18 protein-coding genes are annotated in these 16001 nt (G+C 65.9%); 9 read left to right on the top strand and 9 right to left on the bottom strand.

Annotated features, from left to right (window positions below; all coding sequences use genetic code 11):
• Positions 1 to 57 precede the first annotated feature (57 nt).
• Together G6N55_RS26135 and G6N55_RS26130 are read left to right on the top strand one after the other, a co-directional pair.
• Positions 58 to 936 (top strand): ribokinase, encoded by an 879-nt coding sequence (locus tag G6N55_RS26135; protein ID WP_085220708.1) that lies wholly within the window; start codon positions 58 to 60, stop codon positions 934 to 936.
• Positions 933 to 1538 (top strand): methyltransferase family protein, encoded by a 606-nt coding sequence (locus G6N55_RS26130; RefSeq protein WP_085220709.1) that lies wholly within the window; start codon positions 933 to 935, stop codon positions 1536 to 1538. The genes G6N55_RS26135 and G6N55_RS26130 overlap by 4 nt, the downstream gene beginning before the upstream one ends.
• Here G6N55_RS26130 and G6N55_RS26125 read toward each other — a convergent pair.
• Positions 1535 to 2350: a GntR family transcriptional regulator gene (locus G6N55_RS26125; RefSeq protein ID WP_085220710.1), complete on the bottom strand. Its 816-nt coding sequence runs from the start codon at positions 2348 to 2350 to the stop codon at positions 1535 to 1537. The genes G6N55_RS26130 and G6N55_RS26125 overlap by 4 nt on opposite strands.
• Before the next feature lie 77 nt (positions 2351 to 2427).
• Here G6N55_RS26125 and G6N55_RS26120 point away from each other — a divergent pair, with 77 nt between their 5' ends.
• From G6N55_RS26120 to G6N55_RS26095, 6 genes are all read left to right on the top strand, one after another.
• Positions 2428 to 3858, top strand: coding sequence for an MmgE/PrpD family protein (locus G6N55_RS26120; RefSeq protein WP_085220711.1), 1431 nt, complete (start codon positions 2428 to 2430; stop codon positions 3856 to 3858).
• A gap of 10 nt (positions 3859 to 3868) precedes the next feature.
• Entirely contained in the window at positions 3869 to 4753 is an 885-nt protein-coding gene (locus G6N55_RS26115; RefSeq protein WP_085221215.1) for an isocitrate lyase/PEP mutase family protein, read from the top strand.
• Complete coding sequence (locus tag G6N55_RS26110; RefSeq protein ID WP_085220712.1) at positions 4744 to 5991, top strand: 3-isopropylmalate dehydratase large subunit; 1248 nt, start codon at positions 4744 to 4746, stop codon at positions 5989 to 5991. The genes G6N55_RS26115 and G6N55_RS26110 overlap by 10 nt, the downstream gene beginning before the upstream one ends.
• Entirely contained in the window at positions 5988 to 6548 is a 561-nt protein-coding gene (locus tag G6N55_RS26105) for a LeuD/DmdB family oxidoreductase small subunit (protein WP_085220713.1), read from the top strand. Before G6N55_RS26110 ends, G6N55_RS26105 begins: the two co-directional genes overlap by 4 nt.
• A complete protein-coding gene (locus G6N55_RS26100) occupies positions 6545 to 7093 on the top strand; it encodes a YbhB/YbcL family Raf kinase inhibitor-like protein (RefSeq protein WP_232078836.1) in 549 nt (182 codons plus the stop codon). The genes G6N55_RS26105 and G6N55_RS26100 overlap by 4 nt, the downstream gene beginning before the upstream one ends.
• A gap of 126 nt (positions 7094 to 7219) precedes the next feature.
• Entirely contained in the window at positions 7220 to 7627 is a 408-nt protein-coding gene (locus tag G6N55_RS26095; RefSeq protein WP_085220714.1) for a hypothetical protein, read from the top strand.
• A gap of 86 nt (positions 7628 to 7713) precedes the next feature.
• Here G6N55_RS26095 and G6N55_RS26090 read toward each other — a convergent pair whose 3' ends face one another.
• Genes G6N55_RS26090 through G6N55_RS26065 form a run of 6 tightly spaced genes read right to left on the bottom strand, consistent with a single transcriptional unit; the run spans position 7714 to position 11710 of the window.
• Complete coding sequence (locus G6N55_RS26090) at positions 7714 to 8532, bottom strand: isocitrate lyase/PEP mutase family protein (protein ID WP_085220715.1); 819 nt, start codon at positions 8530 to 8532, stop codon at positions 7714 to 7716.
• Positions 8533 to 8546: 14 nt separating this feature from the next.
• On the bottom strand, positions 8547 to 9032 hold the full coding sequence (locus G6N55_RS26085; protein ID WP_232078835.1) for a hotdog family protein: 486 nt from the start codon (positions 9030 to 9032) through the stop codon (positions 8547 to 8549).
• A gap of 25 nt (positions 9033 to 9057) precedes the next feature.
• Positions 9058 to 9612 carry a GNAT family N-acetyltransferase gene (locus G6N55_RS26080; RefSeq protein ID WP_139826703.1) on the bottom strand — a complete coding sequence of 185 codons (555 nt, stop codon included), beginning with the start codon at positions 9610 to 9612 and terminating at the stop codon, positions 9058 to 9060.
• Positions 9613 to 9632: 20 nt separating this feature from the next.
• Complete coding sequence (locus tag G6N55_RS26075; RefSeq protein ID WP_085220717.1) at positions 9633 to 10040, bottom strand: hypothetical protein; 408 nt, start codon at positions 10038 to 10040, stop codon at positions 9633 to 9635.
• Positions 10021 to 10878, bottom strand: coding sequence for an acyl-CoA thioesterase (locus tag G6N55_RS26070; protein WP_085220718.1), 858 nt, complete (start codon positions 10876 to 10878; stop codon positions 10021 to 10023). The genes G6N55_RS26075 and G6N55_RS26070 overlap by 20 nt, the downstream gene beginning before the upstream one ends.
• A 1-nt stretch (position 10879) precedes the next feature.
• A complete protein-coding gene (locus G6N55_RS26065) occupies positions 10880 to 11710 on the bottom strand; it encodes an alpha/beta fold hydrolase (RefSeq protein WP_085220719.1) in 831 nt (276 codons plus the stop codon).
• A gap of 126 nt (positions 11711 to 11836) precedes the next feature.
• Here G6N55_RS26065 and G6N55_RS26060 point away from each other — a divergent pair, with 126 nt between their 5' ends.
• Positions 11837 to 13171: an aminotransferase-like domain-containing protein gene (locus G6N55_RS26060; RefSeq protein ID WP_085220720.1), complete on the top strand. Its 1335-nt coding sequence runs from the start codon at positions 11837 to 11839 to the stop codon at positions 13169 to 13171.
• Between the two features lie 7 nt (positions 13172 to 13178).
• On the opposite strand, the gene G6N55_RS26055 is transcribed toward G6N55_RS26060, so the two are convergent.
• Both G6N55_RS26055 and G6N55_RS26050 read right to left on the bottom strand, forming a co-directional pair.
• The gene (locus G6N55_RS26055; protein ID WP_085220721.1) at positions 13179 to 15221 is read right to left on the bottom strand and encodes an NAD(+) synthase; all 2043 of its coding nucleotides are present in this window, start codon (positions 15219 to 15221) and stop codon (positions 13179 to 13181) included.
• Positions 15222 to 15338: 117 nt separating this feature from the next.
• Positions 15339 to 15767 (bottom strand): hypothetical protein, encoded by a 429-nt coding sequence (locus G6N55_RS26050; protein WP_139826704.1) that lies wholly within the window; start codon positions 15765 to 15767, stop codon positions 15339 to 15341.
• Between the last annotated feature and the right edge of the window lie 234 nt (positions 15768 to 16001).

Raw genomic sequence — 16001 nt, 5'->3', positions numbered from 1 at the left:
CGTTTGAGCCATGCGACGCATGCAAAAGGCAAGCCGCACGGTACTAACGTTGTCGAGATGGCTCGGGTCTGTGTGGTCGGCAGCGTCAACATGGACATCACCTGCGACGTCGACACCCTTCCCCGCCCGGGCGAGACGGTGCTCGCGTCGTCGTTGAGCCATGCACCCGGCGGCAAGGGTGGCAACCAGGCCGTGGCCGCGGCCCGGGCGGGTGCACGGGTGCAATTCATCGGCTCGGTCGGCGACGACGCGGCGGCCGAAGAGTTGCGGGCGCATCTGGTGGCCAACGGCGTTGGGCTGGACGCGACCGTGACAGTGCCCGGCCCCAGCGGTACGGCGATCATCGTGGTGGATGCCGGCGCCGAGAACACCATCGTGGTGGCACCGGGCGCCAACGGGCAGCTGGCCATGAACACCGCGGCCTCCCGCGCGGTCGCCGACTGCGATGTGTTGTTGACCCAGTTGGAGATTCCGATCGCTACCGCGGTGGCGGCGGCACGCGCAGCCAAAACGGCCGGAGCGGTCGTCATCGTCAACGCCTCACCGAGCCACCAGCAGCGAAGCGCGCTGGCCGAACTGGCGGAGCTCGCGGACGTGGTGATTGCCAACGAAGCCGAAACCGCGGAACTGCCCTGGCGTCCGGCTCATTTGGTGACCACCCTTGGTTCCCGCGGCGCCCGCTACGTCAGTCCCGACGACGAGCTCTGGGTGCCCGCACCCACGGTCAACGCGGTAGACACCACCGGTGCCGGCGACGTTTTCGCCGGAGTGCTGGCCGCGAACTGGCCACGCGACCCGGATTCGCGGGCGCAGCGATTGACCGCCCTGCAGCGCGCCTGCACCGCGGCGGCGTTGTCGACGCTGGTGCCCGGGGCCGGTGACTGCGCACCGGATTCCGACGCCATCGACGCGGCCGTGCCCGACCCCGCGCAATGATCGCCGCCGCCGTCGCCCTGGTGCTCTTCGCTATTTTCGGGGTGCTCGGATTCGGTTGGCGCAGTTGGCTGCAGTACCGCCGCACCGGGTCCACCGGATTTCGCCGGGTTAAAGGCGGGCCAATACATTGGCTAGCCGGCGGCGGCTTCGTGTTCGCGCTGCTGGTCGCGGTGAGCGCGCCAATCCTGCAGCTATGCAACGTCGTTGCCCCGCTGGCCGCGTTGAGCTTCGCCTGGATCCAGGTCGCCGGGATTGCGATCGCGGTGGCCGGCATCGCGGCGACGGTGTACGCGCAACTCGCGATGGGTGATTCGTGGCGGATCGGGGTGGACGAACGGGAGACCACCACACTGGTGCGCACCGGCGTGTTCGGGCAGGTGCGCAACCCGATCTACACCGCGATGTTCGCGTTCGGCTTCGGGATCGCACTGGTGACACCGAATCTTGTTGGTTGCGCCGGCTTCATCCTGCTTATCGCCACCGTCGAACTGCAGGTGCGGCGTGTGGAGGAGCCACACCTGTTGCGAGCCCACGGCGATGCGTATCGGGCCTATGCGGCGAGCGTCGGCCGCTTCGTCCCGGGTGTCGGACTGATGCGTTAGCGCGAGTCCCGGCGCACGTCGTGGGCGATCGCCAAACCATCGCCGGTTTCCAGTTCGGCCGCCGACTGGCTCATCAAAACCCGACTGCGGCTCGGCGACAACAGAATCGACAGGTAGTGGTGCGGCCGGTCCGCCACGAACGCGAGGCGGTTGACGCGCAGCAACGCGGCGCCGATTGCCGTGTCGAGTAGGCGGGCGTGGCGCGGGCCCGCGATCTCTGCGGTGATCTCGTGGCGCATCCGCTCCACCACGATCCCGACATCCGACAACAGCTCATATAGCGGTTCGCGCCGCAACGCCGACTCGGTCAGCTTGTCCGCCAACTCGTTTGGCAGCCAGGCCTCGGTGACCATCAACGGCTCACCGGTTCGGCGCTGGCGCCGCACCCGCACGATGTGCAGCAGCTCGCCGGACGTCTCGAGCGCGTCGGCGACGGGCCGCGGAGGCCGGCGCGAGTCGAGTTCGAGCACGTCGACCTCGGTCTCGAACTGTGCCTGCCGTAGCCCGTCCATGTAGGAACCGCCCGCCACCGGCAGATCGGCCGGCCCGTGCTCGCGCACGAACGAACCGATGCCGTGCCGGCGCTCAATGTATCCCTGGTCGGCCAGGTCGGCCAGCGCGCGACGCACCGTGATCCGCGAAACGCCGAACTGGTCGCAGAGCGTCTGCTCGGTGGGCAACGCGTCGCCGGGAGCCAGCACGCCACGGTCGATCTCGTCGTGCAGCACCAAAAAGAGTTGCCGGTGCAGCGGCACCCCGGCGCCGGCGGATACCGGGCCGCTTTCGGCATTGGCCCCCTGCATGGTCGTCATGCTCCCACACCGTTTTCCTTGCGCCCGTCGTTCAGTTGTTATATGTATATAACAACTGATTTAGGCAGGGGGATCCGATGACCGCGGTGCCGCAGCAAGCCGCCACCGACCCGGCGGGCCCGACCGGGCGGCTGGCCACCTGGGTCGCCGGCCTCACACTCGACGACGTCCCGCCGGACCTGGCCGAGCGGGCGAGATATCTCCTGCTCGACGGGCTGGGCTGCGCCCTGGTCGGTGCCCAATTGCCCTGGTCACGCGTCGCCACCGGCGCGGTTCTAGGGCTGGAGGGTCCCGGTGACTGCGTGGTGATCGGCACCGGTCACACCACCGGGGCACCCGCGGCCGCGGTGCTCAACGGCACCTTCATTCAGGGCTTCGAGCTCGACGACTTCCATCCCCTGGCGCCGCTGCACAGCTGCTCGCTGCTCATCCCGGCATTGCTCTCGACGGCCTCGGCGCGACAGCATCCGACGACGGGTGCCGAACTCCTGGTCGCGGCGATCGCCGGGTTCGAGGTGGGTCCGCGCGTCGGGTACACGTTGCACGGAACCCAGATGCTGGACCGTGGCTGGCACTCGGGCTCGGTCTTCGGCACGCACTCGGCGGCGATGGCGTCGGGCAAGTTGCGCGGCCTGTCGCCGGCGCAGCTCGAGGACGCACTCGGTTTGGCCGGCACCCAGTCGGCGGGGCTGATGGCCGCGCAGTACGAGGCGATGAGCAAGCGCATGCACCACGGCCTCGCCGCCCGCAACGGCTTCTATGCGGCCGGGCTTGCCGCCGCCGGCTGTACCGGCATCAAGCGGGTGTTCGAGCGTGAATATGGTGGATTCCTCAGCGTTTTCGGGGAAGGCCACGACCCCGACGCCGCGCTGCTGACCGGCCAGCTCGGTCAGCGCTGGGAGACCACGTTCATCATGGTCAAGTCCTACGCCGCGATGGGCGGCCTGCATGGGGCGATCGACGCGGCCCGGCAATTGCGAAATTCGGTTGCACCCGGAGACATCTCGAAAATCGAGATCACCGTCGGCGAGACCGTCTACAAGCACGGCTGGTGGGATCCGCAGCGCCCCCTAACGCCGATCGGCGCTCAGATGAATATCGGCTACGCCACCGCCGCGGCACTGCTGGACGGCAACGTGCTGCCCGAGCAGTTCACCGCAGCCCGGCTGGACTCCGACGACATCTGGGCGCTGATCGCCAACACTTCGGTGCACCTGGACGAGTCGTTGACCAACGCGCCGATCACCGAGCGGTTTCGCACCGATGTCACGGTGACCATGCGGGACGGCGCGGTACACCGTGCGCGCGTCGACCTGCCGCACGGCGCGCCCACCGACCCGGTCACCAACGACGAACTCGCCGCGAAGTTTCACTCCCTAGCCGATCGGGTGACCAACCGGGGCCGCGCTGACGCGATCGAGCGCGCGGTGGTCGGGCTGGAAAACCTCGATGACATCAGGGATCTCACCGATCTGCTCGCCGCGCCCGTCGCGGGCGCCCTGGACTGAAAGGATGACCATGCCCAGCACACCGGCCCGGCAACGTCTGCGCGAACTGTTGGACAAGCGCGAACTCATCGTCGCGCCAGGGGTTTTCGACGGCATCTCCGCACAGCTGACCAAACGCACCGGGCACGTCGCGGCGTACATGACCGGCGCGGGCGTCGCGGCGTCGGGATTCGGCCTGCCCGACATCGGATTGGTCACCGCGACCGAGATGGCCGACCGGGTCCGCACGATCACCGGCGCATTGGGCGACATTCCGTTGATCGCCGACGCCGACACCGGCTACGGCGCACCGATGAACGTGGTGCGCACGGTGCGCGCCTACGGATCGGCCGGGGTGGCCGCAATTCAGTTGGAAGACCAGGTGTTTCCCAAGCGTTGCGGCCATCTGCCGGACAAGCAGGTCGTCGATGCCACGGTGTTCGAACAGACGCTGTCGGCCGCGCTGGACGCCAGATCCGACGACAACCTGCTCGTCGTGGCCCGCACCGACGCCCGCGCCCCGCTCGGGCTGGACGCCGCGATCGAGCGAGCGAATCGATACGCCGAGGCGGGCGCGGACATCATCTTCGTCGAGGCGCCGCAGAACGAGCGGGAGATCGAGCGCATCGCTCGCGAGGTCGACGGTCCCCTGCTGATCAATCTGGTGCTGGGCGGCCTGACCCCGCTGGAGTCGGCCTCCCGCCTGCAGGAGTTGGGTTACGCGATCGCGATCCACCCGAGCAACCTGCTGATGCAAGCGACATTCGGTATGCTGCAAAGCCTTTGCCAGCTGAACGGCACCGACGTCGCCGCTCATCTGCCCACCAGCCCCGCCGACTTCTTCAACCTGGTCGGCATGGCCGAATGGCTGGAGCTCGACGCCAGGCACGCAAGTAAGGACGCCTCATGGGCATGACCATCATCGAAAAGATCTTCGCGCGCAGAGCAGGGCTGGAGGCCGTGTCACCGGGCGACACCGTGGTCGTCGACGTCGACATGACCGTGCTGATCGATCTGCAGTTCGCCACCATGTGGATCCAGCCCAACCGGATTCACGACCCCGACAAGCTGGCGGTCGTGATGGACCACGCCGTGCCCGCGCCGACCATCAAGGATGCCGCCGGCGGCCCGCATGCCCGCAAGTTCGTGGCCGACTTCGGTATCGAGCGCTTCTACGATGTCGGCCGGCACGGCATCTGCCATCAGGTCATCGCCGAGAACGGCCTGGCCCGGCCGGGAGAGATCCTGGCCTGCACCGACTCTCACACCTGTGCCGCCGGTGCCTACAACACCGCTGCTCGCGGGTTGGGTCCCGCCGAGATCTACTCGATCATGTGCACCGGCACCACATGGTTTCAGGTTGCGCCGACGGTGCGCTACGAGCTCGAGGGCGTCAAGCCGAACACGGTGAGCGGCAAGGACATCTTCCTGCACATCGCCGACAAGTACGGCGACGCCGCCAATCTCAACCTGGAATTCGGCGGGCCCGGCCTGGCCGGCATACCGATGCATGACCGGCGCACCATCGCGACTCAGGGCGCCGAGGTGTCGGCCGACTTCAGCACCTTCGAAGCCGACGACGTGCTCGCCCGATTCCTCGACGACGCCGGTGTCACCGGATATGCCGCGGCGGCACCGGATCCCGACGCGGCCTACCACGAGGTGCGGCACATCGACCTGTCCGCCCTGGAACCCTATGTGGCGCGGCCGGGCACCGTGAGCCGCAATGGGTTGCCCGTCTCGCAGTTAGGCAGGCAGAAGGTGGACCAGGCGTTCATCGGGTCGTGCGCGAACGGTCAACTCGAGGACCTCGAGATCGCCGCACAGGTGTTGCGCGGCAAGACCATTGCTCCGGGGGTGCGGCTGCTGGTCACGCCGGCCTCGCAGGCGGTGTACCGCCAGGCCATGCGGCTGGGTTACCTGCAGGACATCGCCGATGCGGGTGGCGTCGTCACCAATTCGACGTGCGGCGCCTGCTTCGGCTACCACATGGGCGTCATCGGGCCCGGCGAGGTGTGCATCACGTCCAGCACGCGCAATTTCACCGGCCGCATGGGCAGCACCGAGGCCGAGATCTTCATGGCTTCACCGGCGACCGTTGCCGCGTCGGCGATCACCGGGTACATCACCGACCCGAGGAGTGTGGCGGCATGACGATAAGCTTCTCCGGCAAGGTCTGGGTGTTCGGCGACAACCTCAACACCGACGCGATGTATCCCGCCTTCGCGATGAAAATGGATCCTCCCGAAGCGGCCAAGCACATCTTCTACGAGGTCCGGCCGGGTTGGACCGATCAGGTTTCGCCGGGCGATATTGTGCTGGGCGGCAGGAACTTCGGTGTCGGCTCCTCGCGCCCGGTCGCATCCTTGTTCGTTGAACTCGGCGTCGCCGGGTTGGTCGCCGAGGAATTCAACTCGCTGTTTTTCCGCAACGCCGTGAACGCCGGGCTGCCCGCGATCACCGTGCCCAACGCCACCACCGCGTTCAGCGAGGGCGAGACCGGCACCTTCAACCTGTCCGAAGGCAGCTGGCGCAATGACAGCACCGGAGAGTACGGGACGGTTCCCAGACTGCCCGACCTGATCCTCGAGATCATCGAAAGCGGAGGCGTCATGCCCCGGCTCGCGGCGCAGGGCTATCTACCCGCCGAACTAGGCGACCTGCTGCGCTCCAGCGCGGTCGCCATGCGCGGCGCCGGAAGCGGAGCGTGATAGCGCTGCTGGGCAGGTTGTTGCGCGGCGTGCGCGCCGGTGCACAGCGAGGCCCGCTATCCGGCAGCGGCTTTGACGCGCCAGAATCCATCACGGTCACCAGCGCGGCGTTCACCGACGGTGCGGCGATGCCGTCGTCCAGTGCGGGAAAGGGCGTGGGCGACAACAACTCGCCGCACCTGCGCTGGGACGGGCTGCCGCCCGCGACCCGGCAGACGGTGCTGATCGTCGACGACGTCGATGTCCCGCTCCCCCGCCCACTGCTACACACCGTCGCGGTGATCGACCCGACGGTTGACCGGGTCGCGGCGGGCGCGCTGCAGCCGGGGACGGCGGGGATCCGGTTCATCCGTGCGGATCTCGGGCATCGCGGCTATGCCGGCCCACGACCGATTCCCGGTCACGGGCCGCACCACTACCGCTTCCATGTGTTCGCGATCGACGTCGCGATTCCGGAGAGCATCGCCTCGGCCAAGGCCCTGCTGGCCGCGATGTCCGGGCACGTACTGGCTCGCGGCACACTGACCGGCACCTACGAGCGCTAGGCCACAGCAGCGGCCACACCACGCTGACCTGCGGTTGGCAGTACTTGGCAGCGCCTGGCGTCGATCTGGCAGTGCTTTGCGAGCAACGTCGGTGGCATCGGTATCACCCAACCAGAAGGGAACCCCATGTCCGCCACCACTCTTGACCGCAAAGGCACCCGCGACGGACTGCTTCGCCTCGCGATGCGCGCCGACGCCGCCATCAGCGGCCTGGTCGGCCTCGCCGGCGTCCCGTTGGCCGGCTACCTCGCCACGGCATCCGGCACCACGAAGGCGTTCGAGTACGGCATGGCCGCGTTCTTGATCGGTTACGGCGTGCTGGTGCTTTGGCTGGCCTCGCTGCCGTCGGTGCGCCGCGCCGGGATGGCCGTCGTGATCGGCAACCTGCTCTTCACCGTCGCCTCCGTCGTTCTGGTGCTCGCCGAGGCCTTCCCATTGACCGCCACCGGTGTGGTCGTCACCTTGGGATCCGGCGTCTACACGCTGTTCTTCGCCGAGCTGCAATACCAAGGCTGGCGCCGCGCCCGGACGTAAACGGTTCGCGAGCGTAACCACACTGCGAATTCTCCCCCGAGTTTTCGCAGTGTGGTTACGCTCGCGTCAATCCAATTCGAGCAGCGCTAGTCGCTCGCGAGGAGGGCGGCGACGTCGCGCGTCGGCATCCCGCTCATCGCACCGGCAAGGTCGCCTCGAGTCAATGCCGTCGCCGCCGCCTGCACCGCCGCGGCGGCGTGGTTGTAAAGCGCTGACCCGGTGCTGATGCGCTTGACCCCGGCCGCCGATAGCTGTGTCACCGTGGGCCGCTCGGTCTTGGTACCCATCACGATATTTACCGGCTTCGGAGCGACCGCCTTAACGATCGCGTCGAGTGCGGCCATGTCCGGCGGGTACGGGGCGTACAGCACATCCGCTCCGGCCTCCGCAAACGCGGTGAGCCGACGGATGGTGTCGTCAAGATCGTTGCGGCCCTGTAGGAAATTGTCAGTGCGCCCGGTAAGGACTATGCGGCCACGCCCTGCCTCAGCGGCTGCCCGAACCCGTGCGACCGCGTCATCGAAATCACGGATCGGATGAGCGGGATCGCCGGAGGTGTCCTCAACACCGATCCCGGCCAGCCCAGTATCTATGGCGGCGCGCACGGTCGCGGCCACGTCCTCAGGGGTCGCGCCGTAACCGTCCTCGAAGTCACCATTGACAGGCAGGCGACCAACCTCGATGAGCAACTTCGCGTGCGTCAAATGCTCGGCGACGGTAACCTCGTGGCGTCCGTCCGGGCGACCCAACGCTGCGGCCAACGCCGCCGACGACGTGCCCAGTGCTGGGAAACCGGCTTGCTTGAGGATCAGTGCCGACAGCCCGTCCCACGCGTTGGGCATCACAAAGGCTTCGGATTGATGATGTAAGGCTAGAAACTGCTCGTAGTGGTCGGCTTGTGTCATGTTGGCCTCCTTGTTTATGCGCAGCGCAGCAGCAACTTTCGCATCACTTCGCGATTATCGTCGGGGAAGTTGACTGGACCACCGTCTCCCACCAAGACGAGGGTCATATCGCAGACGCTGACGCATCTGCCCGCTAGGAAGATTCCCGATGACACGACGACGGACGTGCGCCCGATACCGCCAATTCCGATTCCTACCTCGACCGTTGCCGGCCAATGCACCTCGCCCAAGAAATGCACGACGTTCTGGGAGGTCACCAGTCGTAGGACCCGATTTGTCGGGTCATAGGTGCCAGGGACGTACTTCTGGTTGATCCGCGCCCTCGCGTCTTCGTGCAGTGCTTCCAACGCCAAATGGTTGAGGTGGCCGTTGACGTCCATGTCGCTGTAGCGGGCCTCTTTGGTTTCGACGATTGGATAAACGTTGATCCGAGAGCGACCTCGATGTGGTCGACCTGTGGTGGTCAGCCACTCCGAGGAAATGGCATAGTCATACGCCACCTTAGATCTCCCTTCTTTCACCCTTTTACGGGTCCCGCGGTCGGCGTGGCGTTCTGGTCACCCGCGCGTCGATGATGCCGTTGTCCAGCTGGGTCACGACCGTCCCGAATCGCGCAAGCTTGCCGATCAGCCACTGATTCTCGAACAGCACGGATACGTGCAGGCCTTCGTCCGGTCCGATCAGATTCATCAGCGCGTTGAGCATCACCCTGCCGATCCCTAGCCCCTGGTAGTCATCCTCAATCAGAAAGCCGAGCTCGCGCTCACCACCTGAATCCGCTGCGGCACTGGCTAATCCGACGATGCGCGACGGCCGGCCGCTACACACTGCCACGATCGCGATGTGTTCGGGACCGCATGCCGACATCGACCGTAGGTATGCGTCCGGGAAGACCGAGCTCGGCGCCAGCCATCTGGAATATCGTGTTGCACGGCTGCAGCGTTCATGCATGCGAATCAATGCTGGGCCGTCGCTCGGTCTGACCTGCCGGAGATAGAACAACGGCGATCGGCGGGTCTTCGGTACTGCATTGCCGCCGCAGCGCCGGAGCGCACCGCTGGGGATGGCCGCCGCCGCCATGGCACCACGCGAGGCCGGCATCATCGCGAGCTCTTGATGCGAAGCGAGCCAACGTATTGCAGTCCAGCGAACACCAATGTGTAGACGGCGGACACTATCGCGAAAGTCACCCCAGAGTCGGTCAGCGCAAGGATCTGTCCGAGAACGAGGACGACGGCTGCCGCGGTGTAGACGAGATTGGCGACGACAACGCCGATGCCGGCACGACGTACGGACCTCACTCCGGCCAGACGCCACACAATGAAGCCGTAGGCGACAAAGAACGAGTCGGCGCCATACCCGAAAGCCTTTGTCGCTCCGGAGAACTCGGGGATCCAGCCAGCCAGGCCGGCCATGCCGAAGAAGCCGCTGATCGCGGCGTCGGCCCGCATTGTCAGGCGAAGTAATCCGTCGCGGTTGCCGGTGCACTCAACTGCGTTGGCGGACATGGTCTTCCTCTCGAGGCTTGCACGCATCGCCTTTGAAGTAGACGATCTGATGCGAGCTGGCCAGCAGGACACCGTCGCGGGTCCACAGCTGTGCACTCTGGTCGAAGTAGCCGCCGAAGAAGCGGTTGGCGTGGGCGGTCCCCAGCACAAAGCCATCGCCGAGCGCATCCAACGCGGCCTGATCGGCGTGGAAGTAGCTTGTCAGCGAGATAGTCCCGGCGGGAATGGGTCCACCACAGCGCAGGAATGCGCGCGGGCAGAAGATATCGCACAACGTCGCCAGCGCCGGGTAGTCGATCCGGCGCCGTGCTCGGTCGCGCATCCACATAGTCGTCGTCGCTGCCGAACTGCGTTGTGCGCCTTCGCCGGGAAATGCTCCCTCGACGAACCGCAAGTCGTACAGGCGTGCCCAGCCGACGAAGTCTTGCTGGACGCTGTCGCGAGCGAGCTGTTCCGGAGGCGGTGCGCTGGGCGGGCGAGCTTCGGTGTCCGCCCAGGTGTCGCGGTGAACTCCGAACAGCGCGGTGGCGGTTGTCTTGATGTCGCCGTCCTGGCGGAGCTCGGCGATCCAGTGCTGGTTGGTGTGATTGGTGCGAGCAGCGCGAAGCGAGATATCGAAGTCTCCCTTCGCGATCGGCGCCGCGAAGTTCACGGTCAGTGCCACCGGGTCCCCGATGCGGGCCGGGTGTGATGCGACGGCGCGCAGCAAGGCAGCGACCGTGATCCCGCCAAACGGGCCCACCATTGAGTCCCACTCGGGATCTGTCCTGCCGCGAAAGGTGTTGTCGTCGATGACGTCGAGTTGGATGGCGGCGTCGAACGGGTGCGTTGGCGACATGCTAGGCGCGCACCGCGATTGTCGACAGCAGGTCGGCGAGCCGGGCCGGCCGATCGACCATCGAAAATGTGCGAGCCCCCTCGATGACCTCCAGGCGCGCGTTGGGAAGGGTGGCGGCTAGTCGTTCACCGTCCTCGATCGCGAAGAACACGTCATCCGCCGACCATGCGATCAGGGCGGGCTTCTCGAACTCGGGCAGCCGGGCCGCGACATCGGTGGTCACCTCGGTGCGACACGACAGCGTGAGCTGGCGCAGGTCTTCGGCGACCGCGGGATCGGACAACGCCGGACGTACCCACACGCGGGCAAGATCGTCGATATCGCGGTGCGCCAACCCGCCGTAGGCACGGGTGCGGACGCTACGCAGCCGCATGGCCTGCAGCGCGATCCGGAACGACATCGTGGACCTGGCCGCGAAGATCATCGGATTGAGGATCGGCGGCGGAAAGTGTTCGAACGCATCGCAACTCGTCAGCACCATGGCGCCGATTCGCTCGGGATGGTGCACTGCGACGAGTTGTGTGACCACACCGCCGGAATCGTTGCCGACCACCACGACGTCGTCGAGGTCCAGGGCGGCGAGCACCTCGGCGACGATGCCGGCGACGCCGGTGATGGTCTGGTCTGCGCCGGGGCGCAGCGGTTGGGTGTGTGCTCCCATCGGCCAGGTGGGCGCAATGCAGCGCAGGCCGCGCGCCGCCAGCTGTTCGCTCACCGTGCGCCACACCTGGCCGCCCATCATGTAGCCGTGGACGAACACCACCGGTCTGCCATTCAAGGGCCCGATAGCGTCGTAATAAATTGTGCCCGCACTGATTTCGATGGTCGACATGGGAGGCCTCCTACCCCTAAGGCTGGCGATGCAAGACAACCGACTAGTTGGTTGGTCTCTTCCATTACGCTAACCAAGTGTGATAGAACAATCGAGAAATTGTCCTAGATACAAGGTGGGCTACGGATGCCGACCAGCCGCTATACCGCCATCGTGGATCAGCTGACTGCGCAGATCCGCGACGGCCGCCTGCCGCCCGGCACCCGACTTCCCACCCACCGCGAACTCGCCCGCCGTCACGGCATTGCCCTGGCCACCGCGACTCGCGTCTATGCCCATCTTGGGAACGCCGGTCTGGTCGCCGGTGAGCCCGGGCGCGGCACATTCGTCCGCGACCAGGGTGGCTACGGCGGACTGGACGGCCGACGAATTGCGCCAGCGTCGCGGGCTGCCGACTTGTCGTTCAACCAGCCGCTCGCCGCCGATCAGGCCGAACAGTTGCGTGAAGCGTTGCGGAACATGGCCACGACCGGGGACCTGCAGTCGGTGCTCACCCAGCATTCGCCGGGTGGACGAACCAGCGACAAGGCCGCGGTCGCCACGTATCTGCTGGACCGCGGGATCGACGTGCCGCCCAACAATGTCGTGCTGACCGCCGGATCCCAGCACGGGCTGGACATCGCGCTACGCGTGCTGGCGCGCCCCGGGTCGGTCATCGCGGTCGAAGAACTCACCTATCCCGGGATCAAGCTGATCGCCGAAGACCGCTCCCTGGAACTAGTTTCGTTCCCCTCAGGGCCGGCCGGCCCGGATCTCGACACCCTCGCCGCGCTGTGCTCAAGCCGCCGAGTGGCCGCGGTCTACACGATGCCGACGCTGCACAATCCACTCGGCTACATCATGTCGCGCGAACAGCGGGAGCGCCTGGCCGAGATCACCCGTCGTCACGAATGCGCGGTGATCGAGGACGGCACCTATGCGTTCCTCGAACCCAACAGTGGGCCAACACTGTACGCACTGGCCCCGGAACGCACCCTGCATGTCGCCAGTCTTTCGAAGAGCGTTGCCACCGGTCTGCGGTTCGGGTTCGTCGTGGTGCCTGACGAAAACGTCGCCCGTGCCAAACAGGCGGTGCGCACCTCGAGTTGGGGTACCTCAAGCCTGGTATCGGCACTGGTCACCGGCTGGCTCACCGACGGTACCGTCACCCGGCTGGAAAAGCAGCGCCGCAGCGACGCGCGGGAACGCCAGCAGATCGCTCATCGCGTACTGAAAGGTTTTGACTACCAGGCTCATTCGTCGTGCTATTACGGTTGGCTGACGCTCCCCGAGCGTGTGCGCGCCGACTACATCGCACACGAGTTGGCAGACCAAGGCATCCTGGTATCGACAGCCGAAGCATTCTGTGTCACACCACATCCGCCCAATGCGCTACGGCTCGCACTGGGCACGCCATCACTGGCCGAGCTCGCCAACGCATTGGATCGGGTACGCGAGGTCATACTCTCCGCGCCATGGTGACACAGCGCTAGTCTTCGGGTACCTCGCGGTCGATTTCGTCGAGCCAGATGCGCGCCGACATGTCCGACGGGGCGCGCCAGTCGCCGCGCGGGGACAGCGCGCCGCCGTGGGACACCTTGGGGCCGTTGGGCAATGCCGAACGTTTGAACTGACTGAACGAGTAGAACCGCTGCACGAAGATCTGCAACCAGTGCCGGATCTCCTTGAGCTGATAAGACGGCCGCTTGTCCTCAGGGAATCCCGGCGGCCAGTTCCCTTGCTCGGGATCGTTCCACGCGTGCCAGGCCAGGAACGCGATCTTCGACGGCCGAAATCCGTAACGCAGCACGTGGAACAGTGAAAAGTCCTGCAGCGCATACGGTCCGACCTTGGCCTCGCTGCTTTGCAGTTCTTCTTCCTCACCGGCCGGGATGAGTTCGGGGGTGATCTCGGTGTCGAGCACCGAGAGCAGCACCGCGTCGACGTCCGACGGGAACTGCCCCGACGCGATGACCCAGCGGATCAGGTGCTGAATCAGCGTCTTGGGCACGCCGGCGTTGACGTTGTAATGCGACATCTGGTCGCCGACACCGTAGGTCGACCAGCCCAGGCCCAGCTCGGAGAGATCGCCGGTGCCCAGCACGATGCCGCCGCGCTGGTTGGCCAGCCGGAACAGGTAGTCGGTCCGCAGGCCGGCTTGGACGTTCTCGAAGGTGATGTCGTACACCTTTTCGCCGCGGGAGAACGGGTGATCCATCTCCTTGAGCATCAGCGCCGCGGTGTCGCGGATGTCGATCTCGGCGAAGGTCACGCCGAGCGCACGGCATAGCTCGATCGCATTGCGTTTGGTACGTTCGCCCGTCGCGAAGCCGGGCAGCGTGAACGCGAGAATGTCGCTGCGCGGCCGGTTTTCGCGGTCCATCGCGCGGGCGGCGACGATCAGCGCGTGCGTCGAGTCCAAACCCCCGGACACCCCGATCACGACTTTTGGGAAATTCAGTGCACGCAAACGCTGTTCGAGTCCCGACACCTGGATGTTGTAGGCCTCGTAGCAATCTTGTTGCAGCCGTTGCGGATCGGCGGGCACGAACGGAAAACGCTCGATCGTTCGCCGTAGTCCGATGTCGCCGGCGGGCGGATCAAGCCGAAACTCGATGCGCCGGAACGAGTCCGCCAGCGGCCGGTGATGGCGCCGGTTGTCGTCGAACGTGCCCATCCGCAGCCGCTCCGAACGCAGCAGCCCGGTGTCGACGTCGGCCACCGAACGACGCTCCCCCTTCGGGAAACGCTCGGATTCGGCCAGCAGCACCCCGTTTTCGAAGATCATGGTCTGCCCGTCCCAGGCCAGGTCGGTCGTCGACTCGCCCTCGCCCGCGGCGGCATAGATGTAGGCAGCCAGGCATCGCGACGATGCCGAGCGCGCCAGCAGCTCACGGTCCTCGGCGCGCCCGATCGTGATCGGGCTGCCGGACATGTTCGCCAGCACCGTCGCACCGGCCAGCGCCGCTTCCGCGCTCGGCGGAATCGGCACGAACATGTCCTCGCAGATTTCGACGTGCAGCACGAAATCGGGAAAGTCGGTGGCGGTGAACAGCAGATCGGGTCCGAAGGGCGCCTCGATGTCGCCGATGCGGATGACGCCGTGCTCGTCGTCGCCGGGCGCGACTTGGCGATGCTCGTAGAACTCGCGATAGGTGGGCAGATAGGACTTGGGTGCCACCCCGAGCACCACACCGCGGTGGATGACGACGGCGGTGTTGTAGATGCGCTGCCGATAGCGCAGCGGCGCGCCGACCACCAGGATCGGCAACAGCTCGGTGGATGCGGTGACGACGTCGGCGAGCGCGGTTTCGACGTCATCGAGCAAAAGGTCTTGCAGGACGATGTCCTCGATGGAATAGCCGGACAACGTCAGTTCGGGGAAAACGGCCAGTGCGACACCCTCGGCGTGGCACTCGCCGGCCGATCGCAACACCGAGGCGGCATTGGCCGCCGGGTCACCGAGCGTGGTGTGGTGCGTGCACGCGGCGACCCGGACAAAACCCTGGCTATAGCTGTTGTAAAAGTCCATTGCCCTTCCATTGTCGCCCGACCAGTGTCAATAAGCACGCGCCGGGTATCGGCGTGGGCCGAGAAGGTAGCCCAGACCCACAGGTACGGCCAGCGAGGTCGCGACAAATTCTGTGGATCAGTACGTGTTCACGTTGGGGCACATTTGCTTGAGCCAATTGGCGATCAAGTGGTCGTTGGCTTCGCGGTCGGGGTCGCCGGGGGCCGCGCCGACGGTGTTGACGAAATGCTCGATCGCGGCCTTGACGTTGTCGGGAGGGTTGTACTTCTCGAGGATGTCGGCATTCTTGCGCGCATCCTCCCGTTTGGTGGACAGCATGAGGCTGTCTTTGGCAAAGGAGATGTCAAGGCACGTCGACGCGTCGGGCGGCGCTGCCTGCGCCGAGGAAGACGGTGCTTGGGACGACGCCGGGCCCGCCAAACTTGTTTGCGTGGCAGATGAACTCGACGACGGCGTCTGACTCGACCCCGACTTGCCGCTCGAGCATCCCGCAATCAGCACCGCGGTGGCCACCACCCCCGTGAGCATGAATAGTTTTCGCCGCACGAAATGCCTCCTTGCCGAAGACTGTGGTGCGCTTACCGTACCGGCGTTATGGGTGTTCAGAGCTCCAAAATGCAATTTTGATTGCTCAGCGAATAGCTGAGCTCGGTGGCACCGCGCGCTCACCAAATCCTTTGCATAGTCGGACCACCCAAAAGGGTTGGCTAGCAATGCATGTGGTTTGACTATGGACCGCGACCGTGATGTCGGAGTCGACGCACCGCGCGATTCGCGGTG

The organism is Mycobacterium florentinum, assembly GCF_010730355.1.
Taxonomy (GTDB): Bacteria; Actinomycetota; Actinomycetes; order Mycobacteriales; family Mycobacteriaceae; genus Mycobacterium; species Mycobacterium florentinum.
The sequence above is the reverse complement of the archived record's forward strand: the minus strand, read 5'-3'. Positions and strand labels throughout refer to the sequence as shown.